Origin of the sequence: Lysobacter sp. OAE881, from assembly GCF_040546665.1 — a bacterium.
GTDB classification, from domain to species: domain Bacteria; phylum Pseudomonadota; class Gammaproteobacteria; order Xanthomonadales; family Xanthomonadaceae; genus Lysobacter_J; species Lysobacter_J soli.
The window spans coordinates 1,376,460-1,388,355 of sequence record NZ_JBEPOG010000001.1 but is presented as its reverse complement, the minus strand read 5'-3'; the positions used below and the strand labels follow the sequence as shown (position 1 = coordinate 1,388,355).

At 68.7% G+C, this 11,896-nt stretch carries 17 protein-coding genes; 3 read left to right on the top strand and 14 right to left on the bottom strand.

The features are described 5' to 3' along the window. Position 1 precedes the first annotated feature (1 nt). Complete coding sequence (gene rlmE, locus ABIE51_RS06520) at positions 2-649, bottom strand: 23S rRNA (uridine(2552)-2'-O)-methyltransferase RlmE (protein WP_115840904.1); 648 nt, start codon at positions 647-649, stop codon at positions 2-4. Positions 650-722: 73 nt separating this feature from the next. On the opposite strand from rlmE, the gene yhbY reads away from it, so the two are divergent. Together yhbY and ABIE51_RS06510 are read left to right on the top strand one after the other, a co-directional pair. Continuing rightward, on the top strand, positions 723-1,028 hold the full coding sequence (yhbY, locus tag ABIE51_RS06515) for a ribosome assembly RNA-binding protein YhbY (RefSeq protein ID WP_192630117.1): 306 nt from the start codon (positions 723-725) through the stop codon (positions 1,026-1,028). A 63-nt stretch (positions 1,029-1,091) separates the two neighbouring features. Next, positions 1,092-1,466: an Mth938-like domain-containing protein gene (locus ABIE51_RS06510; protein ID WP_192630116.1), complete on the top strand. Its 375-nt coding sequence runs from the start codon at positions 1,092-1,094 to the stop codon at positions 1,464-1,466. Here ABIE51_RS06510 and ABIE51_RS06505 read toward each other — a convergent pair. The 5 genes from ABIE51_RS06505 to surE form a co-directional block, all read right to left on the bottom strand. Then, positions 1,463-2,362, bottom strand: a complete 900-nt coding sequence (locus ABIE51_RS06505) for an endonuclease/exonuclease/phosphatase family protein (RefSeq protein ID WP_354503683.1) — start codon at positions 2,360-2,362, stop codon at positions 1,463-1,465. The two genes, ABIE51_RS06510 and ABIE51_RS06505, sit on opposite strands and share 4 nt — an antisense overlap. Beyond that, positions 2,359-3,147 (bottom strand): peptidoglycan DD-metalloendopeptidase family protein, encoded by a 789-nt coding sequence (locus ABIE51_RS06500; protein ID WP_192630115.1) that lies wholly within the window; start codon positions 3,145-3,147, stop codon positions 2,359-2,361. The genes ABIE51_RS06505 and ABIE51_RS06500 overlap by 4 nt, the downstream gene beginning before the upstream one ends. 8 nt (positions 3,148-3,155) lie before the next feature. Then, a complete protein-coding gene (locus ABIE51_RS06495; RefSeq protein ID WP_192630114.1) occupies positions 3,156-3,770 on the bottom strand; it encodes a YqaA family protein in 615 nt (204 codons plus the stop codon). Between the two features lie 82 nt (positions 3,771-3,852). Further along, the gene (locus ABIE51_RS06490; protein WP_192630113.1) at positions 3,853-4,530 is read right to left on the bottom strand and encodes a protein-L-isoaspartate(D-aspartate) O-methyltransferase; all 678 of its coding nucleotides are present in this window, start codon (positions 4,528-4,530) and stop codon (positions 3,853-3,855) included. Next, positions 4,527-5,330 (bottom strand): 5'/3'-nucleotidase SurE, encoded by an 804-nt coding sequence (surE, locus tag ABIE51_RS06485; RefSeq protein WP_115840911.1) that lies wholly within the window; start codon positions 5,328-5,330, stop codon positions 4,527-4,529. Before surE ends, ABIE51_RS06490 begins: the two co-directional genes overlap by 4 nt. Positions 5,331-5,515: 185 nt before the next feature. Between surE and ABIE51_RS06480 the strand changes: the two genes are divergently transcribed. Then, on the top strand, positions 5,516-6,082 hold the full coding sequence (locus ABIE51_RS06480; protein ID WP_157029636.1) for a Smr/MutS family protein: 567 nt from the start codon (positions 5,516-5,518) through the stop codon (positions 6,080-6,082). A gap of 40 nt (positions 6,083-6,122) precedes the next feature. Here the strand turns inward: ABIE51_RS06480 and ABIE51_RS06475 are convergent, their stop codons facing one another. The 8 genes from ABIE51_RS06475 to kdsA form a co-directional block, all read right to left on the bottom strand. Then, the gene (locus ABIE51_RS06475) at positions 6,123-6,365 is read right to left on the bottom strand and encodes a hypothetical protein (RefSeq protein WP_192630112.1); all 243 of its coding nucleotides are present in this window, start codon (positions 6,363-6,365) and stop codon (positions 6,123-6,125) included. Between the two features lie 150 nt (positions 6,366-6,515). Then, entirely contained in the window at positions 6,516-7,568 is a 1,053-nt protein-coding gene (gene truD, locus ABIE51_RS06470; protein WP_192630111.1) for a tRNA pseudouridine(13) synthase TruD, read from the bottom strand. Continuing rightward, the gene (ispF, locus tag ABIE51_RS06465) at positions 7,565-8,044 is read right to left on the bottom strand and encodes a 2-C-methyl-D-erythritol 2,4-cyclodiphosphate synthase (RefSeq protein ID WP_115840915.1); all 480 of its coding nucleotides are present in this window, start codon (positions 8,042-8,044) and stop codon (positions 7,565-7,567) included. The genes truD and ispF overlap by 4 nt, the downstream gene beginning before the upstream one ends. Beyond that, entirely contained in the window at positions 8,041-8,487 is a 447-nt protein-coding gene (locus tag ABIE51_RS06460) for a hypothetical protein (RefSeq protein ID WP_192630110.1), read from the bottom strand. Before ABIE51_RS06460 ends, ispF begins: the two co-directional genes overlap by 4 nt. Next, positions 8,484-9,197, bottom strand: coding sequence for a 2-C-methyl-D-erythritol 4-phosphate cytidylyltransferase (gene ispD / locus ABIE51_RS06455; RefSeq protein WP_192630109.1), 714 nt, complete (start codon positions 9,195-9,197; stop codon positions 8,484-8,486). The genes ABIE51_RS06460 and ispD overlap by 4 nt, the downstream gene beginning before the upstream one ends. Continuing rightward, a complete protein-coding gene (gene ftsB / locus ABIE51_RS06450; protein WP_115840918.1) occupies positions 9,194-9,538 on the bottom strand; it encodes a cell division protein FtsB in 345 nt (114 codons plus the stop codon). The genes ispD and ftsB overlap by 4 nt, the downstream gene beginning before the upstream one ends. Before the next feature lie 18 nt (positions 9,539-9,556). Beyond that, complete coding sequence (gene eno, locus ABIE51_RS06445; RefSeq protein ID WP_192630108.1) at positions 9,557-10,843, bottom strand: phosphopyruvate hydratase; 1,287 nt, start codon at positions 10,841-10,843, stop codon at positions 9,557-9,559. Positions 10,844-10,956: 113 nt separating this feature from the next. Next, positions 10,957-11,790 (bottom strand): 3-deoxy-8-phosphooctulonate synthase, encoded by an 834-nt coding sequence (gene kdsA / locus ABIE51_RS06440; protein ID WP_115840920.1) that lies wholly within the window; start codon positions 11,788-11,790, stop codon positions 10,957-10,959. Between the last annotated feature and the right edge of the window lie 106 nt (positions 11,791-11,896).

Sequence of the window (11,896 nt, the reverse complement as noted above, 5' to 3'; positions counted from 1 at the left end):
CTTACTTCATTACCGCGCGCTTGCCCTGTGCCAGCGCGTAGACCTCCGGGGACCGCTTGCGCGAGGCCTCCGGCTTGCGGATCACGACCCGGTCGTAGCGCCGGCGCAGCTCCTTCACGTACTCGTCGAAGCCGACCCCCTGGAACAACTTGATCAGGAAGTTGCCCCCGGTGCGCAGGTGCCGGTCGGCGAAGTCCATCGCCAGCTCCGACAGATACATCGCCCGGGGCATGTCGACCGCGTCCACGCCACTCTTATTGGGGGCCATGTCGGACAGGACAAGGTCCACCGGCTGACCGTTCAGGGCGCCCACCAGCTGGGATAGGACCGCATCCTCCCTGAAATCGCCATGAAGGAATTCGACGCCCGCCAGCGACGGCATCTCGAGGATGTCCAGGGCGATCACGCGGCCCGGGCGGGCCGCATCGAGGCGGTCGAGCTCCTGCCGCACCCACTGGGACCAGCCGCCGGGGGCGGCGCCCAGGTCGACCACCACCATGCCGGGCTTGAGCAGCCGGTCGCGTTCGACCAGTTCCTCCAGCTTGTAGGCCGCGCGCGAGCGCAGGCCTTCGGCCTTGGCCTTCTTCACGAAGGGGTCGGAAAAGTGTTCTTTCAGCCAGCGCTGGCTGGACTTGCTGCGGCTCGCCATCGGCGCGGCGTCGGGGTGAGCGTGGGGGCGGTCATGATACCCTGCGCGCCCCCCAGAGGTTTTCCGACTCCCGATGCAGACCGTCCTGACCGCCGCCCAGACCCGCTTCCTGCGCGGCCAGGCCCACGATCTCAAGGCGATGCTGCAGGTCGGCGGCAAGGGCATCACCGACTCGCTGGTGGCCGAGATCGACCTCGCCCTGGAGCACCACGAGCTGATCAAGGTGAAGGTCGGCGCGGAAGACCGCGACGCCCGCGACGCGATGATCGACGAGATCGCGCAGCGAACCGGCGCCGCGCTGGTCCAGCGCATCGGCCACACGGCGGTGCTGTACCGCCCGAGCAAGGACCGCCGCCAGATCGTCCTGCCGCGCGCCTGACGTCCGCGCGGACCGGCGCGAAGACAGGGTTTCGTCCCGCTTCCCCGCCCCCACTTCGTCCTCATGCAGCTCAATCTCGAACACCCGGACCACGAGTTCCTCCTGCGCGCCGCCGATGGCGAGTCCGTGCGGGTGAACGAACGCCGCCTGACGGCCAGTTTCGTGCTCTCGCCCGACCGCCTGGTCGAGGGCTGGCCCGTTCGTGATGTGAAGGCGATGGCGCCGCAGGACCTCGACGCCGTCCTGGCGCTGGAGCCGGAAGTGATCCTCCTCGGCAGCGGCGCCACGCAGGTGTTCCCGCCGGCCGCCGTACTCGCCCAATGCCTGCGCCGCGGCGTCGGCATGGAGACGATGACCAACGCCGCCGCCGCGCGCACGTTCAACGTGCTGGCCGGTGAAGGCCGCCGCGTCGTCGTGGCGTTCGTCCTTCCCGGCTAACGCCCGTCTTCGTGCGGCGCGAACGGCAGCCGCACCCACACGCCGTAATGATCCGACGCCCAGCGACCCTCCGCGTCGGGCGTGTCGAGGATGCGCCGCGCCTCCGGCATCCCGAAGCTGCCTTGTTCCGCGTACACGCGATCGATGCGCGCCGGCGGATTGAACCGTGGATTGAGCGTCGCATGCGCGAGCTCGTCGACCGTTACGCCTGCATGCGGGAGCGCGTACGCATCGACGAAACGTGCGCGCAGCGGCGCCAGCTCCGCGGCATCCGCCGTGACGTTGAAGTCGCCGCCGATGACCACCGCCTCATCGCCGCGCGTGGCATCGACGAAGGACATCAGGTCTGCGACCTGTCGCGCGCGCGTGGCGCCACTTCGATCCTCGAAATCCAGGTGCACGACGTAGAGATTCACCGCGTGTCCGCGCACCGTCGTGCGCACCCAGCCGGCGATGCGATAGGCGTTGTCCGGCTGCAGGCGACGGAAGCCGCGCAAGGTGGCGGGCTCGCGCGTCAGGATCGCGTTGCCGTAGCGACGCGCACGATCGACCGGATCGACCGAGACGAAGAAGGCGTCGTAGCCAAGCCGCTGCGCGAGCCCGATCGCCTGGTTCGGCAGCGTTTCGTCCTGCAGCACTTCCTGCAGCAGGATCGCGTCGGGCGAAAGACGGCGCAGTTCGGCTTCGATCATCGCGGCGCGATGCGGCCAGTCCTCGCGATCGTGCCAGAGGTTGAGCGTGACGATGTCCAGCGTAGGCGCATCGTCACGCACCGTCGCCATCGATGCGCAGCCGGCGAGCATCGCCAGCATCATCGCCATTACCCAGAGCCACAGGCGCCGCACGAAATCCGCATGGCGGCCACTGCGTCCGCATTGCGCGGACGCGACGTTCACCGCTTCGGAAGGTAGATCAGCGGATCGACCGGCTTGCCGTTGTAGCGCACTTCGAAGTGCAGCATCTCGCGCGGCGCGCCGCTGCGGCCCATCTCGGCGATCTGTTGTCCCGAGCGCACCAGCTGGCCTTCGTTCACCAGGCGGTTGCGGTTGTGGCCGTACGCGGAGAGCCACTGCTCGTTGTGCTTGATGATGATCAATTCGCCGTAGCCGACCAGGCCGGAACCGGAATACACCACCACACCATCCGCCGCCGCGCGCACGGGCGCACCGCTGGCGCCCGCGATGTCGACGCCCTGCTTGGTCGGCTCGCCCGCGACGTAACGGCCGATGAGTTCACCGTCGGCCGGCCAGCGCCACCTGATGTCGCTTGCGGCCGGCGCGGCGGGCTTCGGCGCGGGCGCGGGCGCGGCTGGTGTCGTTGCAGCGGGCTTGGTCGTCGTGGTCGTCGTGGTGGAAGGACGCGTCGCGGCCGTGCTGCCGCCCTTCCCCGCCGGATACAGGCGCAGCTTCTGGCCGGGGTAGATGGTGTACGGCGCAGCGATCCCGTTCCATGCCGCCAGGTCCTGCTGGCGCACGCCGTTGCGCGAGGCGATCGAGAAGAGCGTGTCGCCGCGACGCACCGTGGTGGTCACGCCGGGCCGCGGCTTCGAGGGCGCTTCCGAGGAGGCGCCCGGTTCGCGATAGACCTTCGTGGTCCAGCAACCGCCAAGCAGCGCGGCGAACGCCACGAGCGAGGCGGCAGCGAGAGATCGGACGGCAACGTTTCGCGATGTTCCGGTCATGCTTCCTCTCATCCCAACTGCGTCTTCCAGACCAGAAAGCAGATCGCCGCGATGAGCAACGCCAGCGCGATCCAGCCGATCGGCTCGATGTACCTGCGCAGCGCGGCTTCGGCGCGGACGCCGCCGATGCGGATCACCAGCGCGATCAGGTAGACGCGCTTGCCGCGCCCGATCAGCATGCTCAGCACGTACTGCGGCATGGGCACGCCGACGATACCCGAGGCCCATGTGAAGACCTTCATCGGGATCGGCGCGAAGCCGCCCAGCACGAGCAGCCAGAACACCGCCCATGGCGACTCGGCCATCTTGGCCTGCACGGTGGCGATGCCCGACTCGATGCCGCCCAGCATGCCCAGCGCGGCGAACAGCGGCTTGACCGCCTCGAAGGCGTAATGCCCCAGTGCGTAGCCGACCAGCGCGCCCACCATCGAACCGGCCAGGCTGATCGTCGCGAACCAGAATCCGCGCCGCGGCTGCGCGACGCACATCGGCGCCAGCATCACCTCGGGCATGATCGGGAAGATGATCGCCTCGATGAAACTCAGCCCGACCAGGTAGGCCGGTGCGTGGCGATGGCGGGCCCACACCAGCGCCCGTTCGTACAACGGTCCAAAAATCTTCAAGCGGCGCCCCTGTGTTTCAGTGGTGTCGTCGGTCTGCGGTGGTCAGCGCGCTGCCGGTGCGGAGCACGGTGGATCGGGTGGGTCAGTCGACCATGCCCGACAGCAGCGGCACGAAGACTACCGGTGCGAGCGTCTGCTGGGTGACATTGCCGTCGGCATCCTTCGACAGCTTCAGCAGCGATTGGGATCCGGCGCCACCGACGGGGGCGATCAGCGTGCCGTTCGCGGCCAGCTGCCCGGTCAGCGCATCGACAAGGGCCGGCGCGGCAGCGGTGACGATGATGGCGTCGAACGGGCCGTTCTCGGGCCAGCCGATGCGGCCGTCGTCGTGCTTGCTGCGCACGTTCATGCCGAGCTGGCGGAAACGCTTGCGCGCGGTGCGCAGCAGTTCGCCGATGCGCTCGACGGTGTGGACTTCCAGCCCCAGCGCCGCGAGCACCGCCGCCTGGTAGCCCGAACCCGTGCCGATCTCCAGCACCTTTTTCGGTTCGGACTCGAGCAGCGCCTCGGTCATCTTCGCGACCACCCACGGCTGCGAGATCGTCTGTCCGTGGCCGATCGGCAGCGCGGTGTCCTCATAGGCGCGCGTGGCGAGCGCCTCGTCGACGAACAGGTGGCGCGGCACGGTGCGGATCGCGTTGAGCACGCGTTCGTCGCGGATGCCGTTGCCGCGCAGGCGATCGACGAGGCGGTCGCGCACGCGCTGCGAGGTCATGCCGGAACCGATCGCCTCCGGCTGCAGGCGCATGCGCAGCGTCATGCCGCACGCTCCGGCTTGCGGGATGCCGGATGGCCGAGCGAGGTGGCCAGGCCGTCGACCCAGCTGGCGACCTGCTCGAGCGCGTGGTAACGCGTGAGGTCGACCTGGATCGGCGTGATCGAGATGTGGCCGGTGCGCACGGCATGGAAATCCGTGCCGGGGCCGGCGTCCTGCTCGGCGCCGGCCGGGCCGATCCACCACCACTGGCGACCCCGCGGATCCTGCTGCGGGATGCACGCCTCGGCGCGATGACGGTTGCCCAGTCGCGTCACTTCGAACCCGCGCACTTCATCCCACGGGATGTCCGGCACGTTCACGTTGAGGATCGTGTCGGCCGGCAGCGGGTCCACGCGTAGGCGGGCGATGATTTCCGCCGCCGCGCGCGCCGCGGTTTCGTAATGCTTGCCGGTGTGGTCGACCGTCTGCAGAGACATCGCCACCGCGGGCAGGCCGAGGAACCGGCCTTCCATCGCGGCGGCGACGGTGCCTGAATAGATGACGTCGTCGCCCAGGTTTGCGGTGTTGTTGATGCCGGAGACCACGATGTCGGGTTCGACCTCGAGCATGCCCGTGATGGCCACGTGCACGCAGTCGGTCGGCGTGCCGAACACGCGCCAGGTCGAGCCGTCGAGTTGCTGGACGCGCACCGGCGCATCCAGGGTGAGCGAGTTGCTGGCACCGGAGCGGTCCCGGTCGGGCGCCACCACCAGGACCTCGTGCCCCGCCGCGCGCAGGCCTTCGGCCAGGACGCGGATGCCGGGCGCGTCGACGCCGTCGTCGTTGCTCACCAGTACTCGCATGGACTCCCTCTGTGTATTCGCTTGCAGACAACGCTTGCCGGAACCTGACGCCGGCGCGGGACGGGCCGCGCCACGTGAAGGGCCATGATAGCCGAAGCTGCCCGCGCGCCCGGCGACGGCGTGCACGTCCCGGCAACATCGCGTCAACGGTTTGCGGTATCGGCCCGCAACGCTAGGCTGGTGGCATGTCCGAACGACGCGACGATGACGAAGACGACGCCGAGCTGTTCCGCTCGGCGATCGGTCCGGTGCGGCCGATGCGCGAGACCGCGCCGCCGCCATCCGCGCCCCGGCCGCGCCCGCGCGCACGCATGGCCGAGCGCGACGAGGCGCAGGCGCGCGAGCAGTTCCGTCATGCGCTCGAAGACAGCCTGCTGGAAGCCGGCGACGCGCTGAGTTACCGCCGCGACGAGGTGTCGCCGCGGCTGTTGCAGAAGCTCAAGCGCGGCGAGATCTCGGTGCAGGAGGAGCTCGACCTGCATGGCGCCGACACCCGCGAGGCCGAGCAGCTGGTGCGCGCCTTCCTGCACGATGCCCGCCAGCACGGCGTGGGCTGCGTGCGGATCGTGCACGGAAAGGGATTGCACGGCGCCGCGTCGATCGCGTCCGGCGGCCAGCCCGTGCTGAAGAACCTCGTGGACCGCATGCTGCGGCATCGCGCCGACGTGCTCGCGTTCCACTCCGCGCCGCCGGCGCAGGGCGGCACCGGTGCGGTACTGGTGCTGCTCGCGCCCCGCCGCCTCCGTTCGTGACGATCCGCCCTGAACGGAAGCCGGAGGGCGACGGGCAGGTTTACTTCGGTTCGCCAGTCGCCTGCGCGACCTGGTCGGCCGTCTTGTGCGGCACGTTCACCCAGACCACTTCCAGTCCGCGGCGACGCGCGATGCGCTCGACGTAGGCGACGTATTCGTCGTCGGCGTCGTTGATCGACGGCGCGCGCGGTTCGGGCACATAGGTGGACTTGGATTCCATGCCGGCACAGGCCGACAGTCCGACGAGCGACAGCAACACGGCCATGCGGAGCGATGCGTTCATGACGACATCTCCATGACGGTTCGCCGGGGCCCCGTGGCGCGGCGGCAGCGCGTTGCGACGCTGCAATTCCGGTATACGCCGGCCGTCGGACGGAGCCAGTGCCGCCCGATCCTTTCCGACGAACGGTCGCGGATGCGGCGTGAAGCGTGCCTAGCCCGCGCGCCCCACCGCGCGTACGTCGCCCAATTCGGCGAGCACGACCGTGGCATATGCACCCGGCGGCAAGGCGAAGGCGACTTCCAGCACGTCGTCCTCACGCCACGACCACGTCAGTTCCGCCGGCTTCAGGCGCAGCGCGCGACGCTCCTGCTTCAGGCCTTCGGCTTCCAGGCCGGCGCGCAGTGCGAGCGCCTCCTCGCCGGACAGCGCTTCGGTTTCCACCCGCGCGGCGTCGCCCGTCGAACGCAGTTCGCCGCGTCCCCACAGCGGGCCGGTCGGGTGGATGTCGAATGAGGCGAGGCGCTGCGCGAGCGCGTCGTCGAACGGCTCGGGGCCGAACACGCTGCGGCTTCCGTCGAGCATCCAGACCTCGCCGTCGAGCGGCGTGTCCCAACTCCCGCGCTGCACGCGTTGCGCGAGCACGCGGTTGAACAGCTCCGAACGTGCGGCGGACATCAGCAGCGTGCGCTGCTCGCGACGCACGCGGCGCCCGGCGAACATCGCACGTGCATTGGCGACGTTGTCACCGTCGCGGCCGAAGCGCTGTTCGCCGAAATAGTTGGGCACGCCGCGTTCGGCGATGGATCGCAGGCGCTGTTCGATCGCCGCGCGCTCGCCGGACACGCCGCGCAGCGTGAGCACGAAACGGTTACCCGCCAGCGCGCCTCGCGGCAGCTTCTTGGCGTGCCAGGTGTGTTCGACAACGGTGAGGCGTTCTTCGCCCTGCGCGAAATCCAGCGTCGACAAATCCGGTGCGACCTTCTTCGGCAGGTGCACGCTGAAGCGTTGCCGCGTGATGGCGTGGCGATCCTTCAGGCCTGCGTAGCCGATGGCGACCTCACCCACGCCGGCCCACTGCGCGATGTGCTTCGCCGCGAAGCCGGTGTTCATGCCCCGCTTCTCGACGGTGAGCAGCAGGTGTTCACCGGCACCGGAAGGCTCGAATCCCGGCAGTTCCTCGACGACGAAATCCTCCGGCGTCGAGCGCATGTTGGCCGACAGCACGGCCTCGCCGTGCGCACGCGGCAGCGCGGGCTCGCTCACGACTTCACCAGCAGGCACACGGCCATCGCGGCGATGCCCTCGCCGCGCCCGGTGAAACCGAGCTTCTCGCTGGTGGTCGCCTTGATGCTGATCGCGTCGACTTCGACGGCGAGTTCCTGCGCGAGCACCTCGCGCATCGCCGCTGCGTGCGGACCGACTTTCGGCCGCTCGCACACGACGGTCACGTCGGCATTGCCCAGCCGCCAGCCGCGCTCGCGTGCCAGCGCATCGCAGTGGCGCAGGAACGCGCGACTGTCGGCGCCCTTCCACTGCGGATCGCTCGGCGGGAAGTGCTTGCCGATGTCGCCCAGCGCCAGCGCTCCGAGGATCGCGTCGCACAGCGCGTGGATCACGACGTCGCCGTCCGAATGCGCGAGTACGCCGCGATCGTGCGGCACGCGTACGCCGCCGAGCACGACATGGTCGCCATCGCCGAACGCGTGCACGTCGTAGCCCTGGCCGATGCGGATGTTCATTTCGAGATCAATGCCTTGAGCATGCGTTGCGAATCGACCAGTTCACCCAGGCGCGACATCCCGACCTGCACGTCGCGGTTCTCCACCACGCCGCCCATCGCGAGCTCGCCCAGCGTCTTGAATGCGTTGCCGAAGCCTTCGGTTCCCTCGGCCACGATGGTCTGGCGTGCCGGTACGGTGCAATCCACGGCGACGAGGCGTTCGAACGTCGCCGCCGCGTCCTTCTCGATCTTCGCGCGCTGCCCGTCGTCGATCGCGGACAGTGCCTGCAGGTCCGGATGGATCGCGATGGCGGAAAAGATCCACTGCACGAGGATGCGGCGATCGTCCGGCGTCGCAGAGCGCTTGAGGCACTCGGACAACGCGGCCCCCGCCTCGCCGGCATGCGCCGGAGTACCCCACAGGCCAGTGGCCAGGACAAGCGTTGCGAACAGTGCCTTCATTCGGATCCCCCTTGATCCGGTCTGGATTGGAACAGCCATTCCATCAACGTGAGGTCGGATGGCGTGGTCACCTTGAGGTTGTCCTCGCGCCCTTCCACCAGCGCCGGATGCGCGCCCATGCGTTCCATCGCCATGGCTTCGTCGGTGACGACGACGCCGTCGGCACGGGCGCGTTCCAGGGCGGCCGTGAGTGCGCCGCGGCGGAAAGCCTGCGGCGTGAACGCGCGCCACAGCGCCGAACGCGGCTCGGTCGCGACGATGTGCGCGGCCGCGTCGGCACGCTTGAGCGTGTCGCGCACGGGTGCGCCGAGGATGGCGCCATCGGCGTGCGTCGTTGCCACGTCGATGAGTCGATCGATGTCGCCTGCGTGCAGGTTGGGGCGAGCGGCGTCGTGCACGAGGATCAACGCGTCGTCGCCGACATCCGATGGGAGCGCGCGCAGCGCCGCGAGGACCGAATCGGCGCGTTCGCCGCCGCCGTGGCAGCGCAGTAGCGGCTTGCCATGGCGCGAGCTCCAGCCTGGCCACCGTGCGTCGTCCGCGGCCAGCGCGACCATCGCACCGTCGATGCGCAGGTGCGAAAGCAGCGCGTCGAGCGCGTGCGCGATCAGCGGCTTGCCGGCCACTTCGAGGTATTGCTTGGGAACCTCGCCGCCGAAGCGTGTGCCACGGCCGGCGGCGGGCAACACCGCCCAGATGCGCGGTGTCACGGCGCCGGAGCCTGCGCGTCGTCGGCAGGCGGCGTGTCGGTGGCGGGCGTGGTTGAACCTTCCGGCTCGACCACGCGATAGAACGTCTCGCCGGGCTTGATCATGCCCAGCTCGCTGCGCGCGCGCTCCTCGACGGCCGCTTCGCCGGACTTGAGGTCCTCGACTTCGGCCGCGAGCGCGTCGTTGCGCTGCTGCAGACCCGCGTTTTCGCGCGTCTGCTGCTGCACCTGCCGGTCCAGGCGGGCGACGGAGCGGCTGCCGCCCTCGCCCACCCAGAGGCGGTACTGCAGGAACGCCAGCAATCCGGCGAGCAGCACCAGCAGCAGTCGCAACCAGCGCATGCGCGCGTGCCCCGTGCCTTAGCGCTTGAGGGAAACGAAGGCGTCGCGGCCGGCGTACTTCGCGGCCGAACCGAGCGCTTCCTCGATGCGCAGCAGCTGGTTGTACTTGGCGACACGGTCGCTGCGGCACAGCGAGCCGGTCTTGATCTGCGTGGCGGTGGTGGCCACGGCGATATCGGAAATCGTCGTGTCCTCGGTCTCGCCCGAACGGTGCGAGACGATCGCCGCGTAGCGGTTCGCGTCGGCCATCGCGATGGCTTCCAGCGTCTCGGTCAGCGTGCCGATCTGGTTGACCTTGATCAGGATGGCGTTCGCCACGCCCTGGTCGATGCCTTCCTTGAAGATCTTCGGGTTGGTCACGAACAGGTCGTCGCCGACCAGCTGCACCTTCTTGCCGATCTTGTCGGTGAGCTGCTTCCAGCCGGCCCAGTCGTGCTCGGCCATGCCGTCCTCGATGGTGACGATCGGGTACTGCGCGGCCCAGTTGGCGAGGAAGTCGACGAACTGCTCGCTGGTCAGGCGCTTGCCTTCGCCGGTGAGGTTGTACTTGCCGTTCTCGTAGAACTCGCTGGAGGCGACGTCCAGGCCGAGCAGGATGTCCTCGCCCGCCTTGTAGCCGGCCTTGCCGATGGCTTCCAGGATGGTTTCCAGCGCTTCCTCGTTCGAACGCAGGTCCGGCGCGAAGCCGCCTTCGTCGCCGACGGCGGTGCTCAGGCCGCGGCCCTTGAGCACGGACTTGAGCGCGTGGAACACCTCGGTGCCGGCGCGCAGCGCCTCGGCGAAGCTGTCCACGCCGACTGGCAGGATCATGAATTCCTGCAGGTCCACGTTGTTATCGGCGTGCGCGCCGCCGTTGATGATGTTCATCATCGGCACCGGCAGCGCGGCCTCGCGGTTGCCGGCGAGGTACTTCCACAGCGGCAGCTTTTTCGACGCCGCCACGGCGTGGGCGTTGGCGAGCGACACGCCCAGCAGCGCGTTCGCGCCGAGGCGGCCCTTATTCTCGGTGCCGTCCAGGTCGATCATGCGGCGATCCAGGCCAGCCTGGTCGTCGGCGTCGAAGCCTTCCAACGCTTTGGCGATCGTGGTGTTCACGTTCTCCACCGCCTTGCGCACGCCCTTGCCGAGGTAGCGCGTCTTGTCGCCGTCGCGCAGCTCCACGGCTTCCTTGGTGCCGGTCGACGCGCCCGAGGGCACCGCGGCGCGGCCGAAGCTGCCGTCGGCCAGCGTGACTTCGGCTTCGAGGGTCGGATTACCGCGGCTGTCGAGGATTTCGCGGGCGTGGACTTTGGCGATGGTCGTCATGGGTTTCGTCGTAGGGGCGAAAGCGGATTTGGACACGGATTAAAGCAGAACCGGACAAGGGCGGCACGGCGCGTTACGGCAGCGCCGTCACCGCACGCCTCGTCCGGCAAGGTTCAGACCGTGGATTCGAGGAAACCGTTCTTCTTGGTGATCCGGTCGATTTCCAGCAGCGTTTCCAGCAGCGCGCGCATCTTCGGCAGCGGCCACGCGTTCGGGCCGTCGGACAGCGCTTCGTCCGGCACCGGATGGGTTTCCATGAAGATGCCGTCGATGCCGACCGCCATCGCCGCGCGCGACAGCACCGGCACGAATTCGCGCTGGCCGCCGCTCTTGCCGCCGGCACCGCCAGGCAGCTGCACCGAATGCGTGGCGTCGAAAACCACCGGGCAGCCGGTGTCGCGCATCACGCTCAGCGAGCGCATGTCGCTGACCAGGTTGTTGTAGCCGAACGACACGCCGCGCTCGCACGCCATGATCTGCGTGTTGCCGGTGGCCTTGGCCTTGTCGGTGACGTGCTTCATCTCCCACGGGGAGAGGAACTGGCCCTTCTTGATGTTCACCGGCTTGCCGGCGCGGGCGACGTTCTGGATGAAGTTCGTCTGGCGGCAGAGGAACGCCGGCGTCTGCAGCACGTCGACGACGGCCGCGACCTCGTCCATCGGCGTGTATTCGTGCACGTCGGTCAGCACCGGCACGCCGATCTGCTTCTTCACCTCGGCCAGCACCTTCAGGCCTTCCTCCAGGCCCGGGCCGCGGAAGCTGGTGGCGGAGGTGCGGTTGGCCTTGTCGAAGCTCGACTTGAAGATGAAGTTGATGCCGAGCTCGGAGGTGATTTCCTTGAGCTTGCCGGCGGTGTCGAGCTGGAGCTGCATCGACTCGATCACGCAGGGGCCGGCGATCAGGAAGAAAGGTTGGTCCAGGCCGACTTCGAATCCGCAGAGGTTCATTCGCTTCTTCGCTTTTGAGCCCTCCCCTTCAAGGGGAGGGTTGGGTGGGGATGGTGTGGCGTGGTGTACCGCATCCGGCAAGGGACACCATCCCCTCCCCGGCCCT

Bases quoted from the DNA above. Each gene is read 5' to 3' on its own strand.
- rlmE (WP_115840904.1), bottom strand. From the start codon at position 649: ATGGCGAGCCGCAGCAAGTCCAGCCAGCGCTGGCTGAAAGAACACTTT.
- yhbY (WP_192630117.1), top strand. From the start codon at position 723: ATGCAGACCGTCCTGACCGCCGCCCAGACCCGCTTCCTGCGCGGCCAG.
- ABIE51_RS06510 (WP_192630116.1), top strand. From the start codon at position 1,092: ATGCAGCTCAATCTCGAACACCCGGACCACGAGTTCCTCCTGCGCGCC.
- ABIE51_RS06500 (WP_192630115.1), bottom strand. From the start codon at position 3,147: ATGACCGGAACATCGCGAAACGTTGCCGTCCGATCTCTCGCTGCCGCC.
- ABIE51_RS06490 (WP_192630113.1), bottom strand. From the start codon at position 4,530: ATGACGCTGCGCATGCGCCTGCAGCCGGAGGCGATCGGTTCCGGCATG.
- surE (WP_115840911.1), bottom strand. From the start codon at position 5,330: ATGCGAGTACTGGTGAGCAACGACGACGGCGTCGACGCGCCCGGCATC.
- ABIE51_RS06480 (WP_157029636.1), top strand. From the start codon at position 5,516: ATGTCCGAACGACGCGACGATGACGAAGACGACGCCGAGCTGTTCCGC.
- ABIE51_RS06475 (WP_192630112.1), bottom strand. From the start codon at position 6,365: ATGAACGCATCGCTCCGCATGGCCGTGTTGCTGTCGCTCGTCGGACTG.
- ispF (WP_115840915.1), bottom strand. From the start codon at position 8,044: ATGAACATCCGCATCGGCCAGGGCTACGACGTGCACGCGTTCGGCGAT.
- ABIE51_RS06460 (WP_192630110.1), bottom strand. From the start codon at position 8,487: ATGAAGGCACTGTTCGCAACGCTTGTCCTGGCCACTGGCCTGTGGGGT.
- ftsB (WP_115840918.1), bottom strand. From the start codon at position 9,538: ATGCGCTGGTTGCGACTGCTGCTGGTGCTGCTCGCCGGATTGCTGGCG.
- eno (WP_192630108.1), bottom strand. From the start codon at position 10,843: ATGACGACCATCGCCAAAGTCCACGCCCGCGAAATCCTCGACAGCCGC.
- kdsA (WP_115840920.1), bottom strand. From the start codon at position 11,790: ATGAACCTCTGCGGATTCGAAGTCGGCCTGGACCAACCTTTCTTCCTG.